We start from the raw sequence: 21,850 nt of genomic DNA, 5'->3' as shown, positions 1-21,850 counted from the left end.
GGACGCGTCGTATGGCCGAAAGACTGGCTTTATATCCAGCTACTACAATGCGCCGCCATGGCAGTCAAACCCAGCTCAGCATCCGCGTATTCCGAGGGCTCGATCCGCGTTCTCAAGGGCCTGGAGCCCGTCAAGCAGCGCCCGGGCATGTACACCCGCACCGACAACCCCCTGCACATCGTCCAGGAGGTGCTGGACAACGCCGCCGACGAGGCGCTGGCGGGCTACGGCAAGAAGATCAAGGTCACGCTGCACGAGGACGGCTCGGTCAGCGTGGAGGACGACGGCCGCGGCATTCCCTTCGGCCTGCACCCCGAGGAAGGCGCGCCTGTGGTCGAGCTGGTGTTCACGCGCCTGCACGCGGGCGGCAAGTTCGACAAGGGGCAAGGCGGCGCCTACAGCTTCTCGGGCGGCCTGCACGGCGTGGGCGTGTCGGTGACGAATGCGCTCTCGACCCGGCTGGAGGTGTCCACGCACCGCGAGGGCCAGATCGCGCGCCTGGCTTTCGCCGCGGGCGACGTGGCCGAGCCCCTGTTGGCCCGGCCCCTGGCGGCGGGCGAGCGCCGGCAGGGCACCACGGTGCGCGTGTGGCCCGACGCGAAGTACTTCGAGTCCGCGCAGCTGCCCATGGGCGAGCTCACCCACCTGCTGCGCAGCAAGGCCGTGCTCATGCCCGGCGTGTCTGTGTCGCTGGTGAACGAGAAGACCCGGGACCAGCAGGCCTGGCAGTACAAGGGGGGGCTTGCGGACTACCTCGCGCAGAGCCTGCCGGCCGACCCGGTGATCCCGCTGTTCAGCGGCGAGGGCTTCGCCGACGCGGGCCACGACAGCTTCGCCGAGGGCGAGGGCGCGGCCTGGGCCGTGGCCTTCACCGAAGAGGGATCGCCCGTGCGCGAGAGCTACGTCAACCTGATCCCCACGTCCGCCGGCGGCACGCACGACAGCGGCCTGCGCGACGGGCTGTTCCAGGCGGTCAAGGGCTTCATCGAGCTGCACGCGCTGCTGCCCAAGGGGGTCAAGCTGCTGCCCGAGGACGTGTTCGCCCGCGCCAGCTACGTGCTCTCGGCCAAGGTGCTGGACCCGCAGTTCCAGGGCCAGATCAAGGAGCGGCTGAACTCGCGCGACGCCGTGCGCCTGGTGAGCAGCTTCGTGCGCCCGGCGCTGGAGCTGTGGCTCAACCAGCACGTGGACTACGGCAAGCGGCTGGCCGAGCTGGCCATCAAGGCCGCGCAGACCCGGCAAAGGGCAGGCCAGAAGGTCGAGAAGAAGAAGGGCTCGGGCGTGGCCGTGCTGCCAGGCAAGCTGACCGACTGCGAGAGCCGCGACACCGCGTACAACGAGGTCTTCCTGGTGGAGGGCGACAGCGCCGGCGGCAGCGCCAAGATGGGCCGCGACAAGGAGACCCAGGCCATCCTGCCGCTGCGCGGCAAGGTGCTCAACACCTGGGAGGTGGAGCGCGACCTGCTGTTCCGCAACAACGAGGTGCACGACATCTCGGTCGCCATCGGCGTGGACCCGCACGGGCCCCATGATTCGCCCGATCTCTCGGGCCTGCGCTACGGCAAGGTCTGCATCCTGTCGGACGCCGACGTGGACGGCGCGCACATCCAGGTGCTGCTGCTCACGCTGTTCTTCCGCCATTTCCCCCGGCTGATCGAGGCCGGCCGCATCTACGTGGCCCGCCCGCCTCTGTACCGCGTGGACGTGCCCGCGCGCGGCAAGAAGCCCGCGGCCAAGCTCTACGCGCTCGACGAGGGCGAGCTGGAGGCCATCCTCGACAAGGCCGCCAAGGACGGCGTGCCGCGCGAGAAATGCCAGATCAGCCGCTTCAAAGGCCTGGGCGAGATGAACGCCGAGCAGCTGTGGGAGACCACGCTCAACCCCGACACGCGGCGCCTGCTGCCCGTGCAGCTGGGCGCGCTGGACTTCGCCGCCACCGAGGGGCTCATCACCAAGCTCATGGGCAAGGGCGAGGCCGCCTCGCGCCGCGAGCTCATGGAGCTGCACGGCGACGCGGTGGAAGTGGATATTTGATGTTTTGGCCTCCAGGCCTTGCTGGAAAAGCGCCAGCAGCTCCTATTTTTAAAGCATGAGCGACCAACCTGTTCTCGATTTCTCCGGCGCCGACGCGGGCGACGCCCTGGGCCTGGGCGGCTACGCCCAGCGCGCCTACCTCGAATACGCCCTCTCGGTCGTCAAGGGCCGGGCGCTGCCCGACGTGTGCGACGGGCTCAAGCCCGTGCAGCGGCGCATCCTCTACGCCATGGACCGCATGGGCCTGTCCTACAGCGGCAACGCGCCAGCCAAGCCGGTCAAGAGCGCGCGCGTGGTGGGCGACGTGCTCGGGCGCTTCCACCCGCACGGCGACCAGTCGGCCTACGACGCGCTGGTGCGCCTGGCGCAGGACTTCAGCCAGCGCTACCCGCTGATCGACGGCCAGGGCAACTTCGGCAGCCGCGACGGCGACGGCGCGGCCGCCATGCGCTACACCGAGGCGCGGCTCACGAAGATCGCCGGCCTGCTGCTGGGCGAGATCGACCAGGGCACGGTGGACTTCGTGCCCAACTACGACGGCAGCACGCAGGAGCCGCGCCAGCTGCCCGCGCGCCTGCCGTTCGCGCTGCTCAACGGCGCGAGCGGCATCGCCGTGGGCCTGGCGACCGAGATCCCCAGCCACAACCTGCGCGAGGTGGCCGACGCCTGCGTGGCGCTGGTGAAGAACCCGCGCCTGTCCGACGAGGAGCTGTTCGCGCTCGTCCCCGGCCCGGACTACCCTGGCGGCGGGCAGATCATCAGCAGCGTGGCCGACATCCAGGACGCCTACCGCGGCGGGCGCGGCAGCCTGAAGGTGCGCGCGCGCTGGAAGATCGAGGACCTGGCGCGCGGCCAGTGGCAGATGGTGGTGACCGAGCTGCCGCCCGGCGTGTCGGCGCAGAAGGTGCTCGAGGAGATCGAGGACATCACCAACCCCAAGGTCAAGGCCGGCAAGAAGGCGCTCACGCAGGAGCAGCAGCAGCTCAAGGCCAGCATGCTCGCCGTGCTCGACGGCGTGCGCGACGAGTCGAGCAAGGACGCGCCCGTGCGCATCGTCTTCGAGCCCAAGACGGGCAGGGTGCCGCAGCAGGAGCTGGTCACCGCGCTGCTGGGGCACACGAGCCTGGAGACCTCCGCGCCCATCAACCTGACGATGGTGGGGCTGGACGGCAGGCCGGTGCAGAAAAGCCTGCGCCAGATGCTGGCGGAGTGGGTGGAGTTCCGCCAGCAGACCATCACGCGGCGCAGCCAGCATCGCCTGGCGAAGGTGCTGGACCGCATCCACATCCTTGAAGGCCGGCAGCTCGTGCTGCTCAACATCGACGAGGTGATCGCCATCATCCGCGCGGCCGACGACCCGAAGGCCGCGCTGATGGCGCGTTTCAGCCTGTCGGAGCGCCAGGCCGAGGACATCCTGGAGATCCGCCTGCGCCAGCTCGCGCGGCTGGAGGCCATCAAGATCGAGCAGGAACTGTCGGAGCTGCGCAAGGAGCAGGGGCAGCTGGAGGACATCCTCGCCAACCCCGCCTCGCTGCGCCGCCTGATGGTCCGCGAGATCGAGGCGGACGCCAAGCAGTTCGCCGACGCGCGCCGCACCCTGATCCAGGAGGAAAAGAAGGTCGTCGCCGAGGTCAAGGTGGTGGACGAGCCGACCACCGTGGTCGTCTCGCAGAAAGGCTGGGTGCGCACGCGCCAGGGCCACGGCCACGCGGCCGACAGCTTCGCCTTCAAGGCGGGCGACGGGCTCTACGGCACCTTCGAATGCCGCACGGTGGACCAGCTCATCGTCTTCGGCAGCAACGGGCGCCTGTATTCCGTGCCCGTGGCGCAGCTGCCCGGCGGGCGCGGCGACGGCCAGCCGGTGACCACGCTCATCGAGCTGGAGCCGGGCACGCAGATCGCGCACTACTTCGCGGGGCCGGTGCAGGCGCAGCTGCTGCTGGCCGGCTCGGGCGGCTATGGCTTCGTGGCGCAGGTCGAGCACATGGTCTCGCGCAACAAGGGCGGCAAGGCCTTCGTCGCGCTGGGCGAGGGCGAGACGCTGTGCGCGCCCTCGCACGTGGCGGGCACCAGCGCCAGCCAGCCGCTCGCGGCCGCCACCCACGTCTGCTGCGCATCGGCGGGCGGGCGCATCCTGACGTTCGATATCGGCGAGCTCAAGCAGATGGACAAGGGCGGGCGCGGCCTGATGCTCATCGCGCTGGAGGACAAGGACAGCCTGGCCGGAGCGGCAGCCTACACGCGCAGCGTGCGCATCGCCGGCGTGGGGCGCGGGGGCAGGCAGCGCGAGGAGCAGCTGGAGATCCGCAGCCTGAACAACGCCCGCGGCACGCGCGGGCGCAAGGGCAAGGCGGCGGACCTGGGCTTCAAGCCGGCCGCCGTGCTGCGCGTGGAGTAATTCAAAAAAGAGAGCTGCTAGCGCTCATTATCATTGGGTTTGATGGTTGAAACCATCGCAACCCATTGTGTGCCAAGCGCTGGCAGCTCCTGTTTTTGCGGGTTGCTTCAGTCGATTTCGGCCATCAGCTCGATCTCGACGCAGGCGCCCAGGGGAATCTGCGCCACGCCGAACGCGCTGCGCGCGTGCTTGCCCTTGTCGCCGAACACCTCGCCCAGCAGCTCGCTGGCGCCGTTGGTGACCAGGTGCTGCTCGGTGAAGTCGCCCGTGGAGTTCACCAGGCTCATCACCTTCACGATGCGCTGCACGCGGTTCAGGTCGCCGCCGGTGGCCGCGTGCAGCGTGCCCAGCAGGTCGATGGCCACGGCGCGCGCGGCGGCCTTGCCTTCCTCGGTCGTGATGTCCTTGCCGAACTGCGCCGCCCAGGGCTTGCCGTCCTTGCGCGCGATGTGGCCGCTCAGGAACAGCAGGTTGCCGGTCTGCACGTAGGGCACGTAGGCGGCGGCGGGCACTGCCAGCGGGGGCAGGGTGATGTCGAGTTCCTTCAGCTTGTCGTAAACGCTCATGGCAGTTCTTTCAAACACATGGATGAGAATCGGTCCGCCTAGGGCGGGCGCGTACCTTAGCATGCGCCCATGTCTGCGCAGCATCCACATCGAGGGAACACGTTCTTGCTGGGCGCTGTGCTCGGCGTGGCCCTGCAACTGCAGCAGGCGCAGCTATGGCCCTGGCCGGCCTACGCGGGCACGCTGGCGCTCGCCCTGCTGGGCGCCGGCCTGGCCTGGAAGGCGCCCCGGCCGGGCGCGTTCGCCTGGCTCGCGGCCGCGCTGCTGACGTGGAGCGTGTGCGGCCTGCGCGCTGCGGCCTTTCTTGCCGGGGCGCTCGCGCCGCAGCTCGAAGGGCGCGATCTGCGCGTCACGGGCGTGGTCGCCGCCATGCCGCAGCCGCGCGAGACGGGGCTGCGCCTGCGGCTGGAGGTGGAGTCGGCGCTGCTCGACGGCGCGCCCGTGCGCGTGCCCGGGCTCATCGACCTGTCTTGGTACGCCGGCGCCCCGGGCGGTGGCGCGCAGGACGAGGCGCGCCCCCCGCCCGCGCTGCAGGCGGGCGAGCGCTGGCGTCTCACCGTGCGGCTTAAGGCGCCCCATGGCGGGCGCAACCCGCATGGCTTCGACTACGAGCTGTGGCTCTGGGAGCAGGGCGTGCAGGCCACGGGCTACGTGCGCACCGGCGCGCGCCTGGACGCGCTCCACGGCCCGCCCGAGCGCCTGGGCGCCACCTGGCGGCACCCCGTGGAGCAACTGCGCCAGCGCGTGCGCGACGCCGGGCTCGCGCCCGGGGCCGACGCAGCCGGGCAGCGCGCCATGGGCGTGGTGGCGGCCCTGGTCACGGGCGACCAGCGCGCCATCGAGCGCGAGGACTGGGATCTGTTCCGCGCCACGGGCGTGGCCCACCTCATGAGCATCTCGGGCCTGCACATCACGCTGTTCGCCTGGCTGGCGGCGGCGCTCGTCCAGCGGGCCTGGCGCCGCTCGCGCCGGCTGTGCCTGGCCCTGCCCGCGCCCACGGCGGCGCTGGCGGGCGGCGTGCTGCTGGCCGGGGCCTATGCGCTCTTCAGCGGCTGGGGCGTGCCGGCCCAGCGCACGGTGTGCATGCTGGCCACGGTGGCGCTGCTGCGCCTGTCGGGGCGGCGCTGGCCTTGGCCCCAGGTGTGGCTGCTTGCCTGCGCCGTGGTGCTGGCGGCCGACCCGTGGGCCCTGCTGCAGCCGGGGTTCTGGCTCAGCTTCGTGGCTGTGGCGGTGCTGTTTGCTACGGATATGGGAGCTGCTGGCGCCCGCCCAACAGGCGCTGCAGGCCGTTTTCTTGGATTGCTGCGCGAGCAGTGGGTGGTGACGCTGGCGCTCACCCCGCTCACGCTGCTGCTGTTCGGGCAGGTCTCGATCGTGGGCCTGCTGGCCAACCTGCTGGCCATTCCGTGGACCACGCTGGTGGTCACGCCGCTGGCGCTGCTGGGCGTGCTGTGGGCGCCGCTGTGGCAGGCGGCGGCCTGGTGCGTGCAGTGGCTCACGGTGCTGCTGCAATGGCTCGCCGCCTGGCCCTGGGCTCAGGTCAGCCTGCCCATGGCGCCGCAGTGGGCCGGCGCGCTGGCCGTGGCCGGCGGCGTGCTGCTGGCGCTGCGCCTGCCCTGGGGCGTGCGCGCCCTGGGGCTGCCGCTGCTGCTGCCCGCGCTGTGGTGGCAGCCGCCGCGCCCCGCGCCGGGGCAGTTCGAGCTGCTGGCGGCCGACGTGGGCCAGGGCCAGGCCGTGCTGGTGCGCACGGCGCGCCACGCGTTGCTGTACGACGCCGGCCCGCGCTACCACCAGGACAGCGACGCCGGCGAGCGCGTGCTGGCGCCGCTGCTGCGCGCACTGGGCGAACGGCTGGACCTGCTCGTGCTGAGCCACGGCGACACGGACCACACCGGCGGCGCCGCGGCCGTGCTGGCCCGGCAGCCGCAGGCGCGGGTGCTGGGCTCCATCGGGGCCGGCCATCCGCTGCAATCGCTGCGGCCCATCGAGCCCTGTCTGGCGGGCCGGCGCTGGGAATGGGACGGCGTGCGCTTCGAGGTGCTGCACCCGCCGCGGGGCGTGGATGCCACCGCGCCCGGCCCCCGCGCGCCCAGGCCCAACGCCCACAGCTGCGTACTGCGCATCTCGGCCGGAGCGCCGCCGGGCGCATCGGCCCTGCTGGCGGGCGACGTGGAGCGCGCCCAGGAGCAGTCCCTGGTGGCCGGCGGCGCGCTCCTGGCGGCCGATGTGCTGCTGGTGCCGCACCATGGCAGCAAGACCTCGTCCAGCGAGGACTTCGTGGATGCCGTGCGCCCGCGCCTGGCCCTGGTGCAGGCCGGCTACCGCAACCGCTTCGGCCATCCCGCGCACGAGGTGGCGGCACGCTACCAGGAGCGCGGTATCGCCCTGGTGCAGACGACCCGGTGCGGCGCGGCGCGCTGGTCGTCGGCCGCGCCGCAGGAGCCGCGCTGCGAGCGCGAGGCCGCGCGCCGCTACTGGCACCACGCCGTTCCCTAGGGCCTGTTCACCTAAGAAACGGGAGTGCGCCGGGATGCAGTGCAGGGCGCGGTGCGCGCCAATAGCGGTAGCTATTGGCAAGCCGCGCGACAAAGCAGATGCCCCCACGGCGGGGCAACGCATCTCCCGTTTCTTAGGTGAACAGGCCCTAGCGAATTCCCGCGTTCGCGCCCGGGTGCGTCCGCCGGCCTATAGTCGAAGTCTCGAATTCACGCTGGACACACAAGGAGCAACAGCATGCGCTATCCCGACACCCGCCTCTTCATCGCCGGCCAGTGGCAGGACGCCGCCGACGGCAAGACGCTGCCCGTCGTCAATCCCGCCACGGGCGAGGAGATCGGCCGCGTGGCGCACGCGGGCATCGCCGACCTGGACCGCGCGCTGGCTGCGGCGCAGAAGGGCTTCGAGGCCTGGCGCGACGTGCCTGCCATCGAGCGCGCGCGGGCCATGCGCCGCGCCGCCGCGCTGATGCGCGAGCGCGCCGACGCCATCGCCGCCATCCTCACGCAGGAGCAGGGCAAGCCCCTGGCCGAGGCGCGCGTCGAGGCCATGGCCGCGGCCGACATCATCGAATGGTTCGCCGACGAGGGCATGCGCGTCTACGGCCGCATCGTGCCCTCGCGCAACCTGGCCGTGCGCCAGATGGTGGTGAAGGACCCCGTGGGCGTGGTGGCCGCGTTCACGCCCTGGAACTTCCCTATCAACCAGGTGGTGCGCAAGCTGGGCGCAGCGCTGGCCGCGGGCTGCTCGGTGCTCGTCAAGGCGCCCGAGGAAACGCCGGCCAGCCCCGCCGAGTTGATCCGCGCGTTCGCCGACGCGGGCCTGCCCGCCGGCGTAGTGGGCCTGGTCTACGGCAACCCGGCCGAAATCTCCAACTATCTGATCCCGCACCCCATCGTGCGCAAGGTCACGTTCACCGGCTCCACGCCCGTGGGCAAGATGCTCGCGGGCCTGGCCGGCCAGCACATGAAGCGCGTGACCATGGAGCTGGGCGGCCACGCGCCGGTGATCGTCTGCGAGGACGCGGACATCGAGCTGGCAGTCAAGGCCGCGGGCGGCGCCAAGTTCCGCAACGCCGGCCAGGTGTGCATCGCGCCCACGCGCTTCCTGGTGCACGAGGACGTGCGCGCCGACTTCGTGGCCGCGCTCGCGCGCCACGCCCAGGGCCTGAAGGTGGGCGACGGCCTGGCCAAGGGCACGCAGATGGGCCCGCTGGCCAACCCGCGCCGCGTGGCCGCCATGAAGGAGCTGCTGGGCGACGCCGTCCAGCGCGGCGCCACCGTGCGCGCCGGCGGCGAGCGCATCGGCGAGGTGGGCAACTTCTTCGCGCCCACGGTGCTCGACAACGTGCCCACGAGCGCGCGCATCTTCAACGAGGAGCCCTTCGGTCCCGTGGCCTCGGTGCGCGGCTTCACCAAGCTGGAGGACGCCATCGCCGAATCCAACCGCCTGCCCTACGGCCTGGCGGGCTACGCGTTCACGCGCTCGCTCAAGAACGCGCACCTGCTCTCGCAGCGCGTGGAGGTGGGCATGCTGTGGATCAACCAGCCTGCCACACCCTCGGCTGAGCTGCCGTTCGGCGGCATCAAGGACTCGGGCTACGGCTCGGAGGGCGGGCCGGAGGCGCTGGAGGCCTGCCTGAACACGCGCGCGATCTCGATCACGAATGTGTGACAACCCCCTGAGCCGCTACGCGGCTTCCCCCTTCTCTCGGCTGGCGCCGGGAAGGGGGACGACGCCAGCGCGGCGGGGCGGCCCTTGCGCGGCGTCTGCTGGCCTGCGTTGCGCCGGATTCAGGCGTTGCGGCCACTGATCGCGGCGCAGCGAAGCTGCAAGCCCCGGTGATCGGCAAGGCCCCCGGGCTTTCCGTTGATGCGCTTCAGCCGCGCTCCACGGGCCGGGCCGGATCGCTGCACCACTCGCTCCAGCTGCCCGCGAACAGGGCCGTCGGCCCCAGGCCGGCGATCTCCATGGCCAGCAGGTTGGGCACGGCGCTCACGCCGCTGCCGCACTGGTGCACCACGCTGGCTGGCGGGCGTCCGCCCAGCAGATCCTGGAATTCGGCGCGCAGCTGCCCGGGGCTCTTGAAGCAGCCGTCGGGCCCCAGGTTCAGGCCGAAGGGGCGGTTGAGCGCGCCGGGGATGTGGCCCGCCACGGGGTCCAGCGGCTCGACCTCGCCGCGAAAGCGCGGCGTGGCGCGCGCGTCGACCAGGGTCTGGTGCGGCCGGCCCAGGTGTTCCAGCACCTCCTGCACGCCCACCAGGCGGCGCAGCGGCGCGCGCAGCTCGAAGTTGGACTGGAAGCGCGCGGGCCCTTCGCCGCTGGCCAGCTTGCCGCCCGCTGCCTGCCAGGCCTGCAGGCCGCCGTCGAGCACGGCCACGGCGTCGTGGCCCGCCCACTTGAGCATCCACCACAGGCGCCCGCAGTAGTTGGCGCCGTTGCGGTCGTAGACCACGGCTTGCATGTCGTTGGAGAAGCCGATGCTGGAGAGCCAGGTGGCGAAGCGCTCGCGGCCTGGCAGTGGGTGGCGCCCGCCCGAGGCGGGCTCGTCGGCCGCCGAGGCGGTGAGCGTGCCGCCGTGCCCGGGTGCGCCGTGCCGGGCGCTCAGGTTCTTGTCGAGGTCGGTGTGCAGTGCGCCGGGGAGGTGGGCCTCGCGGTACTGCGCGGCACCCAGCGAGGGCTGCGCCAGGTCGAAGCTGCAGTCGAACACCATCAGCGGCTGGCTGCTGCGCACGAGGGCCTGCAGTTCGGAAACGGAGATCAGCGTGGTGAATGGCATGGAAGTGCTTCGTCGAGGAATGTCGAAGCCTTCATTGTGGCCCTAGGCGGAACCTAGTGTTCTTCCGCCGGCGTGTCCGGCGCCGCCTGGGTGCGCAGCACGGTCGCCGCGATGCCGCTGGCGACGATGATCGCCATGCCGGCCCAGGCCGCCAGCGGCAGCTGGTCGCCGAACAGCAGCACGCCGTAGATGCCGGCGAAGACGATGCCCGAGTACTGCAGGTTGGCCACCACCAGCGTGCCGCGCGGCGTGAGGGCGCGCGAGTAGGCGCGCGTCATGCACAGCTGCCCCAGCGCCGCCAGCATGCCCAGCGGCAGCAGCCACAGCGCGGGCCAGCCGGGCCAGGAGGACATGCCCGTGACGGCCATGGCCGCCGCGCCCGCCACGGCCGATCCGGTGGCGAAGTAGAACACCGTGCGCGTCTCGGGCTCGCCCAGGCGCGAGAGCGCCACCACCTGCATGTAGGCGAGGGCCGCACCCAGGCCCGAGCCCAGGCCGATCAGCGCGGCGAAGCCCTGGCTGTCGCCCAGGCTGGGCCGCAGCATCAGCACCACGCCCGCGAAGCCCGTCAGCACCGTCAGCAGCAGCGGCACCTGCAGCGGCGGGCGCGGCTGGCGGCTGGAGGGGCGCCACGTGAACAGCGCGCCGCCCACGATGAAGGCCGCGACCCACACGCTGCTCATGTAGTTGAGCGTCATCGACGTGCCCAGCGGCAGGTGGGCGATCGCATAGAACCATGCGCTGATGGAGAGGACGCCGATCAGGCTGCGCCAGGCGTGCATGCCGGGGTAGCGCGTCGCCAGCGCCACTTGCTGCGAGCGCGCGAGCCACCAGAGCACGGCCATGCCGATGATGCCGCGGTAGAACACCATCTCGGCCGAATTGAAGTACGCCGAGGCGAATTTGACGCACACCCCCATGCTGGCGAACAGGAACGCCGCCAATACCATCCAGAGCGCTTGCATGGAAACCTTGGTTCTTATGCGGAAAAAGCTGCTGGCGCCTATGTGACAAGCGCCAGCAGCTATTTTTATGGTAGCAAATGACGTGGGCGTCGCTCAGGCCTTGGGCACGGCGTCGCCCAGCCGCTCGCGGTACCACTCGTGGAAGTGCTGCATGCCGTCCTCCATGGGGCTCTGGTAGGGGCCGACCTCGTTGTCGCCGCGCTGCATCAGGGCCTTGCGGCCCGCGTCCATGCGCTCGGCGATCTCGTCGTCCTCGATGCAGGTCTCCATGTAGGCGGCGCGCTGGGCCTCGACGAACTCGCGCTCGAAGGCCACGATCTCCTCGGGGTAGTAGAACTCCACCATGTTCAGCGTCCTGTCCACGCAGATGGGGTGCAGCGTGGAGACGGTGAGGACGTGCGGGTACCACTCCACCATGATGTGCGGGTAGTAGGTCAGCCAGATGGCGCCGCGCTCGGGCAGCTTGCCGCCCTGGTACTTGAGCAGCACCTCGTGCCACTTCCTGTAGACGTCCGAGCCCGGCTTGCCGAACGTGGGCGCCACGCCCACGGTCTGCACGGAATACTCCCTGGCGAACTCCCAGCGCAGGTCGTCGCAGGTGACGAAGTTGCCCAGGCCGGGGTGGAACGGGCCGACGTGGTAGTCCTCCAGGTAGACCTCGATGAAGGTCTTCCAGTTGTAGCTGCACTCGTGCAGTTCCACGTGGTCGAGCACGTAGCCCTCGAACGACAGGTCGTGCTGCGGGCCCATGCCGGCCAGGTCCGCGGCGATGTCGCGGCCGTTGTCCTCGAACAGCAGGCCGTTCCACTCGCGCAGCTGGTAGTTGTTCAGGTTCAGGCAGGGGTCGTGCGCGAAATGCGGCGCGCCCAGCAGCTCGCCGCTGCTGGAATAGGTCCAGCGGTGGATGGGGCACACGATGTTGCCGCCCGCATGGCCCTTGCCCTGGGCCTGCAGGTTGCCGCGGCCCTTGAGCATCACCGCCTGGCGGTGGCGGCAGACGTTGGAGACCAGCTCCACCCGGCCATTGGCGCCCCGCACCAGCGCGCGGCCCTCGCTCTCCTGGGGCAGGGCGTAGTAGTCCCCGATCTCGGGCACGCTCAGCGCGTGCCCGACATAGCGGGGGCCCTGCCGGAAGATGGTCTCCAGTTCGCGCTGCAGGAGCGCCTCGTCGAAATAGCTGGAAACTGGTAGTTGGCTTGCGGCCTGCTGCAGTCGAAGACTTAAATCAGACATGGGTGACCTGACCTAAAGACTCCCCACAGGGAGGGTGCGCGTGCGCACGGACAATAGAAAAAACGAAACCGGCCCAGGGAAAGACTCCATAGCCGGTTCGTATCGAAGGAATGGGATTATAGGCGGTGGGGTTATTTCCGCGGCGCCCGTACTGGTATTGGGCGGGCCCGCCATGCGTCCCCGGGTCCGCGGTCCGGGGGCGCGCCACCCGCGTGTTTGTGGAGCAGCGCCTAAAATTGCCCGTTTCCACTTGGCGCAAGGCGCCCCACCATCCCATGCCCAAGGCCCCCGCCGCACCCGCACCACAGCCCGATCCCGCGAGCTACGAAGCCGCGCTGGAGGAGCTCGAGCAGCTCGTGGCCCGCATCGAGTCGGGGCAGCTGCCGCTGGAGCAGATGCTGGCGGGCTACCAGCGCGGCGCGGCGCTGCTGAACTTCTGCCGCGCGCGCCTGGAGGCCGTGCAGGACCAGATCAAGGTGCTGGACGAGGGGGCGCTGCAGCCATGGACGCAGGAGTGATGCCTACCTCGGACTACGACTTCGCCCGCTGGATGCGCGGACAGCTCGCGCAGGTCGAGGCGGGGCTGTCGCTCTGGGTGCGGGCGGACGCGCCCGCGGGCCTGGGCGCCGCAATGCGCTACGCGGTGCTCGACGGCGGCAAGCGCCTGCGCCCGCTGCTGGTGCTGGCGGCCTGCGAGGCCGTGGGTGGGCTGGGCCAGGCCGCGCTGCGCGCCGCCTGCGCGGTGGAGCTGATCCACGCCTACTCGCTCGTGCACGACGATATGCCCTGCATGGACAACGACGTGCTGCGCCGCGGCAAGCCCACGGTGCACGTGCGCTTCGGCCAGGCGCAGGCGCTGCTGGCCGGCGACGCGCTGCAGGCCCTGGCCTTCGAGCTGCTGACGCCGGAGGACGGTGTGCCCCCCGCCATGCAGGCCCGCCTGTGCCGCCTGCTGGCCCAGGCCGCGGGGGCCGACGGCATGGCCGGCGGCCAGGCCATAGACCTGGCCAGCGTGGGCCAACAGCTCACGCAGGACCAGCTGCGCCACATGCACCGCCTCAAGACCGGGGCGCTGCTGCGCGCCAGCGTGGTCATGGGCGCGGCCTGCGGCGAGCCCGCCAGGGTGGCCGAGCAGGCGCTGGCGCAGTATGGTGCGGCCATAGGCCTCGCGTTCCAGGTGGTCGACGACGTGCTGGACGTGACGCAGGACTCCGCCACGCTGGGCAAGACCGCAGGCAAGGATGCCGCCAGCGACAAGCCCACCTACGTCTCGCTGATGGGGCTGGACGCCGCCCGCGACCATGCCGAGGCGCTGCGGGCCGAGGCGCATGCCGCGCTGGCCGCGAGCGGCCTTGCGGATACGCGCGCGCTGGCGGAGCTGGCCGACATGGTGGTGCGCCGTTCGCACTGAAAGGCCATTTTTTAAGCCAAATTGGCTACCAGCGCTTACTCATCAAGCGCTGGTAGCTAGGAAAAAAAGAGCATATGTCCACGACCAACTACCCGCTGCTCGAACGCGTGAACGACCCGGCCGACCTGCGCCGGCTGTCGCGCGCCGAGCTCAAGAGCCTGGCTGGCGAGCTGCGCGCCTTCGTGCTGGAGAGCGTCTCCAAGACCGGTGGCCACCTGTCGTCCAACCTGGGCACGGTGGAGCTCACCGTGGCGTTGCACGCCGTGTTCGACACGCCGCGCGACCGCCTGGTGTGGGACGTGGGCCACCAGACCTACCCGCACAAGATCCTCACCGGCCGGCGCGAGCGCATGGGCACGCTGCGCCAGCTCGGCGGCCTGTCGGGCTTCCCGCAGCGCGCCGAGAGCGAGTACGACACCTTCGGCACGGCGCACTCGTCCACCAGCATCTCGGCCGCGCTGGGCATGGCGCTGGCGGCCAAGCAGAAGGGCGAGGACCGCCGCGCGATCGCCGTGATCGGCGACGGCGCGATGACGGCCGGCATGGCCTTCGAGGCGCTCAACAACGCGGGCGTGGCAGACGCCGACCTGCTCGTCATCCTCAACGACAACGACATGAGCATCAGCCCGCCCGTGGGTGCGCTCAACCGCTACCTCGCGCAGCTCATGAGCGGCCAGTTCTACGCCAAGGCGCGCGACGTGGGCAAGAGCGTGCTCAGGAACGCGCCGCCGCTGCTCGAACTCGCCAAGCGCCTGGAGCAGCAGGCCAAGGGCATGGTGGTGCCGGCCACGCTGTTCGAGAAGTTCGGCTTCAACTACATCGGCCCCATCGACGGGCACGACCTCGACTCGCTCATCCCCACGCTGGAGAACATCAGGAGCCTCAAGGGCCCGCAGTTCCTGCACGTGGTCACCAAGAAGGGCCAGGGCTACAAGCTCGCCGAGGCCGACCCCGTGGCCTACCACGGCCCCGGCAAGTTCGACCCGCGCGTGGGCCTGGTCAAGCCCGCCACGCCGCCGAAGCAGACCTTCACCCAGGTCTTCGGCCAATGGCTGTGCGACATGGCCGCCAAGGACCAGCGCCTCGTGGGCATCACGCCGGCCATGCGCGAGGGCTCGGGCATGGTGGAGTTCCACCAGCGCTTCCCCGGCCGCTACTACGACGTGGGCATTGCCGAGCAGCATGCCGTGACCTTCGCCGCGGGCATGGCCTGCGAGGGCGTGAAGCCCGTCGTGGCCATCTACTCGACCTTCCTGCAGCGCGCTTACGACCAGCTCATCCACGACGTGGCGCTGCAGAACCTGCCCGTGGTCTTCGCGCTCGACCGCGCGGGCCTCGTGGGCGCGGACGGCGCCACGCACGCGGGCGCTTACGACATCGCCTTCGTGCGCTGCATCCCCCACATGAGCATGGCCTGCCCCGCCGACGAGCGCGAGTGCCGCCAGCTGCTCACCACCGCCTACGAGCAGGATCACCCCGTGGCCGTGCGCTACCCGCGCGGCGCCGGCGTGGGCGTGGCGCCGCTGGCCGGCCTGGAGGGCCTGCCCTTCGGCAAGGGCGAGGTGCGCCGCCAGGGCCGGCGCATCGCCATCCTGGCCTTCGGCACGCTGCTGTACCCGGCGCTGCAGGCGGCCGAGAAGCTCGACGCCACGGTGGTCAACATGCGCTGGGCCAAGCCGCTGGACACCGAGCTGCTGCTGCGCGTGGCGGCCGAGCACGAGGCCCTGGTCACCGTGGAGGAGGGCTGCATCATGGGCGGCGCGGGCAGCGCGGTGGGCGAGGCGCTCAACGCCGCGGGCGTGCTGCGCCCGTTGCTGCAGCTGGGCCTGCCCGATGCATTCATCGAGCATGGCGACCCCGCCAGGCTGCTGGCCCTGCAGGGCCTGGACGCCGAAGGCATGGAGCGCGCCATCGCGCAGCGTTTCTGCGCCAGGCCGGCGGCCGTGCCGTCGCGCGCCGTGGCATGAGGGTGGATACCCTCGGTCGGTATCCAGGCTGCAATAACTAATTACACTTGGACGGCTCTAGGGGCAGTGCCGCGCTGCGCCGCCTGCCGGAGTTTCGTCTGCGGATCAAACATTGGAGATATCACTCATGGATCGTCGCTCTCTCATCAAAAATGCGGGCTTGGCTGGTGTGCTGGCTGCCGGTGTGGCTCCGGCCGTGCATGCCCAGGCGGCAGTGCGCTGGCGCATGGCCACCTCGTTCCCGAAGTCGCTGGAAACCCTGCACGGCGCGGGCGTGAAGTTCGCCGAGACCGTCAAGGCGCTCTCGGGCGGCAAGTTCGAGGTTTCGGTGCACGCGGCCGGCGAGCTGATGCCCGCGTTCGGCATCGTCGATGCGCTGTCCGAGGACACCATCGAGATGGGGCTGACGGCGGCCTACTACTACACCGGCAAGGACCCGGCCTTCGCCTTCAGCTGTGCCGTGCCGTTCGGCCTGACCGCTGGCCAGAACCAGGCCTGGAAGGAGCACGGCAACGGCCGCAAGCTGCTCAATGAGCTGTTCGCCAAGTACAACTTCCAGACGCTCAGCGCGCTCAACACCGGCACGCAGATGGGCGGCTGGTACCGCAAGGAGATCAAGTCACCCGCGGACTTCAAGGGCCTGAAGATGCGCCTGGGCGGCGGCGTGTTCGGCGAATCCATGGCCAAGCTGGGCGTGGTGGCGCAGAACATGCCCGCCGGCGAGGTGTACCAGGCGCTGGAGAAGGGCACGCTGGACGCGGTGGAGTTCGTCGGTCCCTACGATGACGAGAAGCTGGGCTACAACAAGGTCGCCAAGTACTACTACTACGGCGCCTGGTGGGAAGGCGGCGCCGACCTGGAGTTCTTCGTCAACAACAAGGCGCTGGCCAAGCTGTCGCCCGAGAACCAGGCCATCGTCAAGGCGGCCGCCGCCGTGGCCAACCAGGACGGCACTTCCAAGTACCTGATGCTCAACCCGGTCTCGCTCAAGCGCATGGTCGGCTCGGGCACCCAGCTCAAGCCGTTCCCGAAGGCCGTCGTCGAGGCCGGCTTCAAGGCCGCGCAGGAGGTCTATGCCGAGCACAGCGCCAAGGAGCCCGCCTTCAAGAAGATCTACGAGGACCTGCGCGCCTTCCAGCGCGACCAGATTCTGTGGAGCCGCATCTCCGAGCTGCCGTTCCTGCAGACCATGGCTTCCGTGAAGATCTGAGGTCCATCCTGGCGGGCACCGTGCCTGCCGCCCATGGAAGAACCGCGGCCCCGGCCGCGGTTTTTCGTTTCTGCGGAAGTCACCCGTACCAGCTGAGCCCCTTGGGCACGCGGGAAAAGCCCGCCTCGCGCAGCAGCCCGAGCAGCGGGTACCTGCCGACCGGCTGTTCGTCGACGGTTTCGATGGTGAAGCGGCCGCGCTTCTCGCGCTCCAGCGCGTGGACCAGCGCCTGCAGCGCATGCGCGAGCGCCGTGCGCTCGTCCGCGCGCTCGGCGTCCAGCCAGGTCAGCAACTGGCGCCTGCCCGGCGTGAGGTAGAGCGCCAGCCTGCCGCCGCAGAGCACGACGATGCCGCCGCTGCGCCGCTGGGGGCGTATGCCCAGGCGGTGCGCGGGCCAGGCGAGGGCCGCGCCGAACGGGTTGGCCGGGTCCAGCACCGAAAGCGCGACGGCCAGCGGCTGAGCTGTCTGCAGCTGCGTCAACTCGCGCAGCCGCTCGATGGCCGCCTTGTCGGCGAACTGGGCCGCGCCCAGGCCGTCCACGAACCTGCCCCGCAGCACGCGGCCCGCGTCCTCCATGGCGTGCAGCACGGGCCGCAATGCCGGCAGTCCGCCCGGCACGTTCTCCGCCATGACGGCGGAGCGCGTGACGATGCCGTGGCGGTCGAGCAGGCCCTCGGCCAGCGCGAAGGCGCGCTCGGTATCGCTGGATGCAGGGCGCTGCACGAGGGACCAGCGGCCCGCGAGCGTGAGGTCTCCCAGCGCAATGCCCGAATGGCCCGCATGTTCCGGCGCATCCGGTGGCTGCGGCCGGCCTCGCATGCGCCACGAGCGGCGCTGTGGGCGCATGGTCTCGGCGCGGCGCGATCCGTGCGGGGACGTCAACGCGCGCAAGGGCTGCCAGCCGTCGCTGGTGACGTAGCCGCTCCAGGCCAACTGCCAGAGCGCGGCATGCAGCTGCGCGGGATCGGCGTCCACATGCTGGGCGATCTGGCGCGCGAAGAAGGCGCCGCCGCGCCCCAGCACGTCGAGAATGGCCTGCCGCAGCCCGGTGGGCGCATCGCCGCCCGCCTCCGGCTGCGGGGCAAGCGTGTCGGCTGCCATCTCGCTCAGGTGCAGCGACACCAGGCCGTCGCCATCGCCCGCCGCGCCGTGGCCGGCCCAGACCGCCTCGCCGGACGCCAGCAGCTCGTCCAGCATGAAGGGCCGGTAGTCGCGCACGCGCGCCGGCAGGACAAGGCTCTCCCATTGCGATGCCGGCAGCGGCAGCCCCGCCAGCTGCTCCAGCACGCGCGCCACGCCGGCGGTGCCCTCCAGCGTCCCTTGCGCGAAGGGCGGCGCGTCGTTCGCCGCGCGGGCCGTCAGCTCCGGCACCAATGCCTGCCGCTCCAGCACGAGCTGGACGTAGGCGTGCTGCGTGGCGGGCTTCGCGGCCTCCCGCGCCGCCTGCAGCGAGCGCTGGCGCAGGCGGCGCAGCACGTCCTCGGCCACCCATTCGTGCCGCGCGACGGGGCCTTGCGCAAGCCTGTGCGCATCCTGCGCGCGCAGGTGGCGCTCCACGCCGAAGCTGCCCTTGAGCACCTTGCCCTGGGCCTGCAGCCGTTCGAGCGCCTCGTCGGCCACGGCGGCGCCCAGCCCGAAATGCTGCGCCACCTCACTCGTGGTGAAGGGCCCGTGGGTGCGCGCATACCGGGCGACGAGGTCCCGCAGTGGATCGGGCACGGGCTCGCGGAACGCCTTCGGTACGCCCGCGGGCAGCCTGGCGCCCAGCGCGTCGCGAAGCCGCGCCGCGTCCTCGATGGCGGCCCAGCGCTCTTCGCCCGCCACCGTGGCGCGCATGGCGCGGTGCGCCGTTTCGAGCCCGCTCAGCCATACCGCCACGGCGGCCGGGTCCTGCTGCGCCGTTCTTTGCACGATGGCGTCCGGCGCGAGCGGGCCGAGCTCGCGCAGCAGGTCCGCCACCCCTTCCATGCCGGATGCCCTGCGCTGCACGGCGATGCGCTGCAGCTCCAGGCCCGCCTGTTCCACTACGACGGGGTCGAGGATCTCGCCCATGTCCACCTGGCCCAGCAGGTCCGCGAGCAGGCTGCTGTCGAGCGAGAGCACCGAGGCGCGCCGCTCCGCCAGCGGCGCGTCGCCCTCGTACATGAACTCGGCCACGTAGCCGAAGAGCAGGTCCGCGGCGAAGGGGGAGGGGACTTCCGTGGTGACTTCCAGCATGCGTATGCCGCCGTCCTGCAGCCGCCGCATGAGCGCGCCCAGGGCCGGCAGGTCGTAGACGTCCTGCAGGCATTCCCGCGCCGTTTCGATGAGGATGGGGAAGTCGGGATACCCGCGCGCGATCTCCAGCAGCTGCCCCGCGCGCAGGCGCTGCTGCCACAGCGGCGAGCGCTTGCCCGGGCTGCGCCTGGGCAACAGCAGCGCGCGGGCGGCGCACTCGCGAAAGCGCGCGGCGAACAGGGACGATGCGCCCACGGCCTCGGCCACGATGCGCTGCACGGCCTCGGCGTCGAAGAGGAAAAGCTCGGCGCCGGGCGTGCGCCCCTCCATGTCCGGGATGCGCGCGATGATGCCGTCGTCGCCCGCCACCACGGACGGGTCCACGTTCAGGCGCTGGCGGATGCGCTGCGCGATGGCCAGCGCCCAGGGGGCATGCACGCGCTGGCCGTAGGGCGAATGCAGTATGACGCGCCAGTCCCCGCCCTCGTCGCGGCAGCGCTCGATGACCAGGGTGCGGTCGGTGGGCAATGCGCCCGTGGCCTCGCGCTGCTGCGCGGCGAGCTGGAGGATGTTGGCGATGGCGTTGGCGTCCAGGCCCGCAGCCTCCAGCGCGGCATGGGCGTCGCGGGGCGCGGCATCCACCTCGCGCAGGAATGCGCCTATGGCCTCGCCCAGTTCCGCGGGGCGCCCCAGCCCCTCGCCGCGCCAGAACGGAAGCCGCGCGGACCGGCCGGGCGCGGGAACGACGATCACCTGGTCGTGCGTGATCTGCTGGATGCGCCAGGAGGTCGCGCCCAGGGTGATGATGTCGTTCACCCGGGATTCGTAGACCATCTCCTCGTCCAGCTCGCCCACGCGGCGCGCGCCCGCCTTTTCCTCGCCCTCGGGCAACATGACGGTGAACATGCCGCGGTCGGGAATGGTGCCGCCGCTGATGACGGCCAGGCTCTTCGCGCCCGGGCGTGCGCCGAGTTGCCCGCCGATCCGGTCCCAGACGAGGCGCGGGCGGAACTCGGCGAACTCGTCGGACGGGTAGCGCCCGGCCAGCATGTCCAGCGTGGCATCGAACGCGCTGCGCGGCAGCGCGCGGAACGGATCGGCCCTGCGCACGAGGGCGTACCAGTCGTCCACGTGCATGGCGTCCATGGCGACGGCCGCCACGGTCTGCTGCGCCAGCACGTCGAGCGGGTTGCGGGGCGGCTCGATGGCTTCGAGCTCTCCCGCCAGCATGCGGCGCACGGTCACGGCGGCATCGACCAGCTCGCGCCGCGTGCGCGGATAGACCAGGCCGCGGGACGTCCCGCCTACCTGGTGCCCCGCACGCCCCACGCGCTGCAGGGCGCTCGCGACCGAGGGCGGCGCGGCCACCTGGATCACCAGGTCCACCAGGCCCATGTCTATGCCCAGCTCCAGGCTGGAGGTGGCCACCACGCACCGCAGCGCCCCGGACTTGAGCGCGTCCTCGATGTCGCTGCGCTGCTCCTTGGAGACCGAGCCGTGGTGCGAGCGCGCGATCAGGGGCGCGGCACCGTCCGTCCGGTTGCCCGTGCCGCCGCTGGAGGACGCGTACTGCACCGCCGCGGGGGCGTCGCCTTGCTGCGGGATCTGCATGCGCTCGGCGTACAGCGCGTTCAGCCGCGCCGTCAGCTTCTCCGCGGCGCCGCGGGAGTTGGCGAACACGATGGTCGAGCGGCGCGAGAGCACCTGCTCCAGGATGCTGGCCTCCACGTGCGGCCAGATCGATCCCATGGTGCCGGACTCGTCGCGCGCCGGGATGTCCGCCATGTCCCGCACCGGCAGCACGATCCTGAGTTCCAGCCTGCGGCCGGCCGGCGGGTTCACCACGGTGGTCGGCCGCGCCCCGCCCAGAAAGGCCGCCACGCGGTCCACGGGCCGCACGGTCGCGGAGAGGCCCACGCGCTGCGCCGGCCGGTCGAGCAGGGCGTCGAGCCGCTCCAGGCTCAGCGCCATGTGCGACCCGCGCTTGGTGCCCGCGACCGCGTGCACCTCGTCGACGATGACCGTGCGCACGTCGCGCAGCGTTTCGCGCGCCTTCGACGTGAGCATGAGGTAGAGCGATTCGGGCGTGGTGATCAGGATGTCGGGCGGCCTGCGCAGGAGCGCCGCGCGCTGCGCGCTGGGGGTGTCGCCCGTGCGCATGCCCACCGTGATCTCCACGGCCGGGTCCCCGCGGCGTACCCGCTGCGCGCCCACGCCGTCGAGCGGCAGGCGCAGGTTGCGCTGCACGTCGGCGCCCAGCGCCTTGATGGGCGAGATGTAGAGCACGCGGGTGGCCGCCCCGGGCGCGGCATCGGCCGTGGCCCCGTCCTTCTCCGCGAACAGCCGGTCTATGGCGTGCAGGAACGCCGCGAGCGTCTTGCCGGAGCCCGTCGGGGCGATGACCAGCGCGCATTCGCCGCCGCGTATCACGTCCCACGCGGCCTCCTGCACGGACGTGGGCGCGCCGAAGGCCGACGCGAACCAGGCGCGCGTGGCGGGCGTGAACTGCTCCAGCGCCCGTGCCGCCCTCTGTCTGCTGCCTGTACCCGTGCGAGCCATTTGTCTGTCAACCG

At 71.2% G+C, this 21,850-nt stretch carries 13 protein-coding genes; 8 read left to right on the top strand and 5 right to left on the bottom strand.

Annotated features, from left to right (window positions below):
• Positions 1 to 57: 57 nt before the first annotated feature.
• Together ALIDE2_RS18740 and parC are read left to right on the top strand one after the other, a co-directional pair.
• Complete coding sequence (locus ALIDE2_RS18740; protein WP_013517991.1) at positions 58 to 2,034, top strand: DNA topoisomerase IV subunit B; 1,977 nt, start codon at positions 58 to 60, stop codon at positions 2,032 to 2,034.
• A gap of 55 nt (positions 2,035 to 2,089) precedes the next feature.
• Positions 2,090 to 4,432, top strand: a complete 2,343-nt coding sequence (gene parC / locus ALIDE2_RS18735; protein WP_013517992.1) for a DNA topoisomerase IV subunit A — start codon at positions 2,090 to 2,092, stop codon at positions 4,430 to 4,432.
• Positions 4,433 to 4,539: 107 nt separating this feature from the next.
• On the opposite strand, the gene ALIDE2_RS18730 is transcribed toward parC, so the two are convergent.
• The gene (locus tag ALIDE2_RS18730) at positions 4,540 to 4,998 is read right to left on the bottom strand and encodes a RidA family protein (RefSeq protein WP_013517993.1); all 459 of its coding nucleotides are present in this window, start codon (positions 4,996 to 4,998) and stop codon (positions 4,540 to 4,542) included.
• Between the two features lie 69 nt (positions 4,999 to 5,067).
• On the opposite strand from ALIDE2_RS18730, the gene ALIDE2_RS18725 reads away from it, so the two are divergent.
• On the top strand, positions 5,068 to 7,494 hold the full coding sequence (locus ALIDE2_RS18725) for a DNA internalization-related competence protein ComEC/Rec2 (RefSeq protein WP_193353129.1): 2,427 nt from the start codon (positions 5,068 to 5,070) through the stop codon (positions 7,492 to 7,494).
• A 237-nt stretch (positions 7,495 to 7,731) separates the two neighbouring features.
• Complete coding sequence (locus ALIDE2_RS18720; RefSeq protein WP_013722899.1) at positions 7,732 to 9,168, top strand: NAD-dependent succinate-semialdehyde dehydrogenase; 1,437 nt, start codon at positions 7,732 to 7,734, stop codon at positions 9,166 to 9,168.
• Between the two features lie 205 nt (positions 9,169 to 9,373).
• Here ALIDE2_RS18720 and ALIDE2_RS18715 read toward each other — a convergent pair whose 3' ends face one another.
• From ALIDE2_RS18715 to ALIDE2_RS18705, 3 genes are all read right to left on the bottom strand, one after another.
• Entirely contained in the window at positions 9,374 to 10,273 is a 900-nt protein-coding gene (locus ALIDE2_RS18715; RefSeq protein ID WP_013517996.1) for a sulfurtransferase, read from the bottom strand.
• A gap of 53 nt (positions 10,274 to 10,326) precedes the next feature.
• Positions 10,327 to 11,238 (bottom strand): DMT family transporter, encoded by a 912-nt coding sequence (locus tag ALIDE2_RS18710; protein ID WP_013517997.1) that lies wholly within the window; start codon positions 11,236 to 11,238, stop codon positions 10,327 to 10,329.
• 93 nt (positions 11,239 to 11,331) lie between these two features.
• The gene (locus ALIDE2_RS18705) at positions 11,332 to 12,471 is read right to left on the bottom strand and encodes an aromatic ring-hydroxylating oxygenase subunit alpha (RefSeq protein WP_013722898.1); all 1,140 of its coding nucleotides are present in this window, start codon (positions 12,469 to 12,471) and stop codon (positions 11,332 to 11,334) included.
• Between the two features lie 275 nt (positions 12,472 to 12,746).
• Here ALIDE2_RS18705 and ALIDE2_RS18700 point away from each other — a divergent pair, with 275 nt between their 5' ends.
• From ALIDE2_RS18700 to ALIDE2_RS18685, 4 genes are all read left to right on the top strand, one after another.
• Positions 12,747 to 12,989, top strand: a complete 243-nt coding sequence (locus tag ALIDE2_RS18700) for an exodeoxyribonuclease VII small subunit (RefSeq protein WP_013517999.1) — start codon at positions 12,747 to 12,749, stop codon at positions 12,987 to 12,989.
• Entirely contained in the window at positions 12,989 to 13,882 is an 894-nt protein-coding gene (locus tag ALIDE2_RS18695) for a polyprenyl synthetase family protein (protein WP_013722897.1), read from the top strand. The genes ALIDE2_RS18700 and ALIDE2_RS18695 overlap by 1 nt, the downstream gene beginning before the upstream one ends.
• A gap of 74 nt (positions 13,883 to 13,956) precedes the next feature.
• On the top strand, positions 13,957 to 15,849 hold the full coding sequence (gene dxs, locus ALIDE2_RS18690) for a 1-deoxy-D-xylulose-5-phosphate synthase (protein ID WP_013518001.1): 1,893 nt from the start codon (positions 13,957 to 13,959) through the stop codon (positions 15,847 to 15,849).
• A gap of 127 nt (positions 15,850 to 15,976) precedes the next feature.
• The gene (locus ALIDE2_RS18685; RefSeq protein ID WP_013518002.1) at positions 15,977 to 17,059 is read left to right on the top strand and encodes a TRAP transporter substrate-binding protein; all 1,083 of its coding nucleotides are present in this window, start codon (positions 15,977 to 15,979) and stop codon (positions 17,057 to 17,059) included.
• 79 nt (positions 17,060 to 17,138) lie between these two features.
• Here the strand turns inward: ALIDE2_RS18685 and ALIDE2_RS18680 are convergent, their stop codons facing one another.
• Positions 17,139 to 21,836, bottom strand: a complete 4,698-nt coding sequence (locus ALIDE2_RS18680) for an ATP-dependent helicase (protein ID WP_013722896.1) — start codon at positions 21,834 to 21,836, stop codon at positions 17,139 to 17,141.
• Between the last annotated feature and the right edge of the window lie 14 nt (positions 21,837 to 21,850).

This window comes from Alicycliphilus denitrificans K601, from assembly GCF_000204645.1.
In the GTDB taxonomy this organism is placed as follows: domain Bacteria; phylum Pseudomonadota; class Gammaproteobacteria; order Burkholderiales; family Burkholderiaceae_C; genus Alicycliphilus; species Alicycliphilus denitrificans.
Note: the sequence above shows the minus strand (reverse complement) of the source record. Positions and strands in the feature narration are given on the sequence as shown.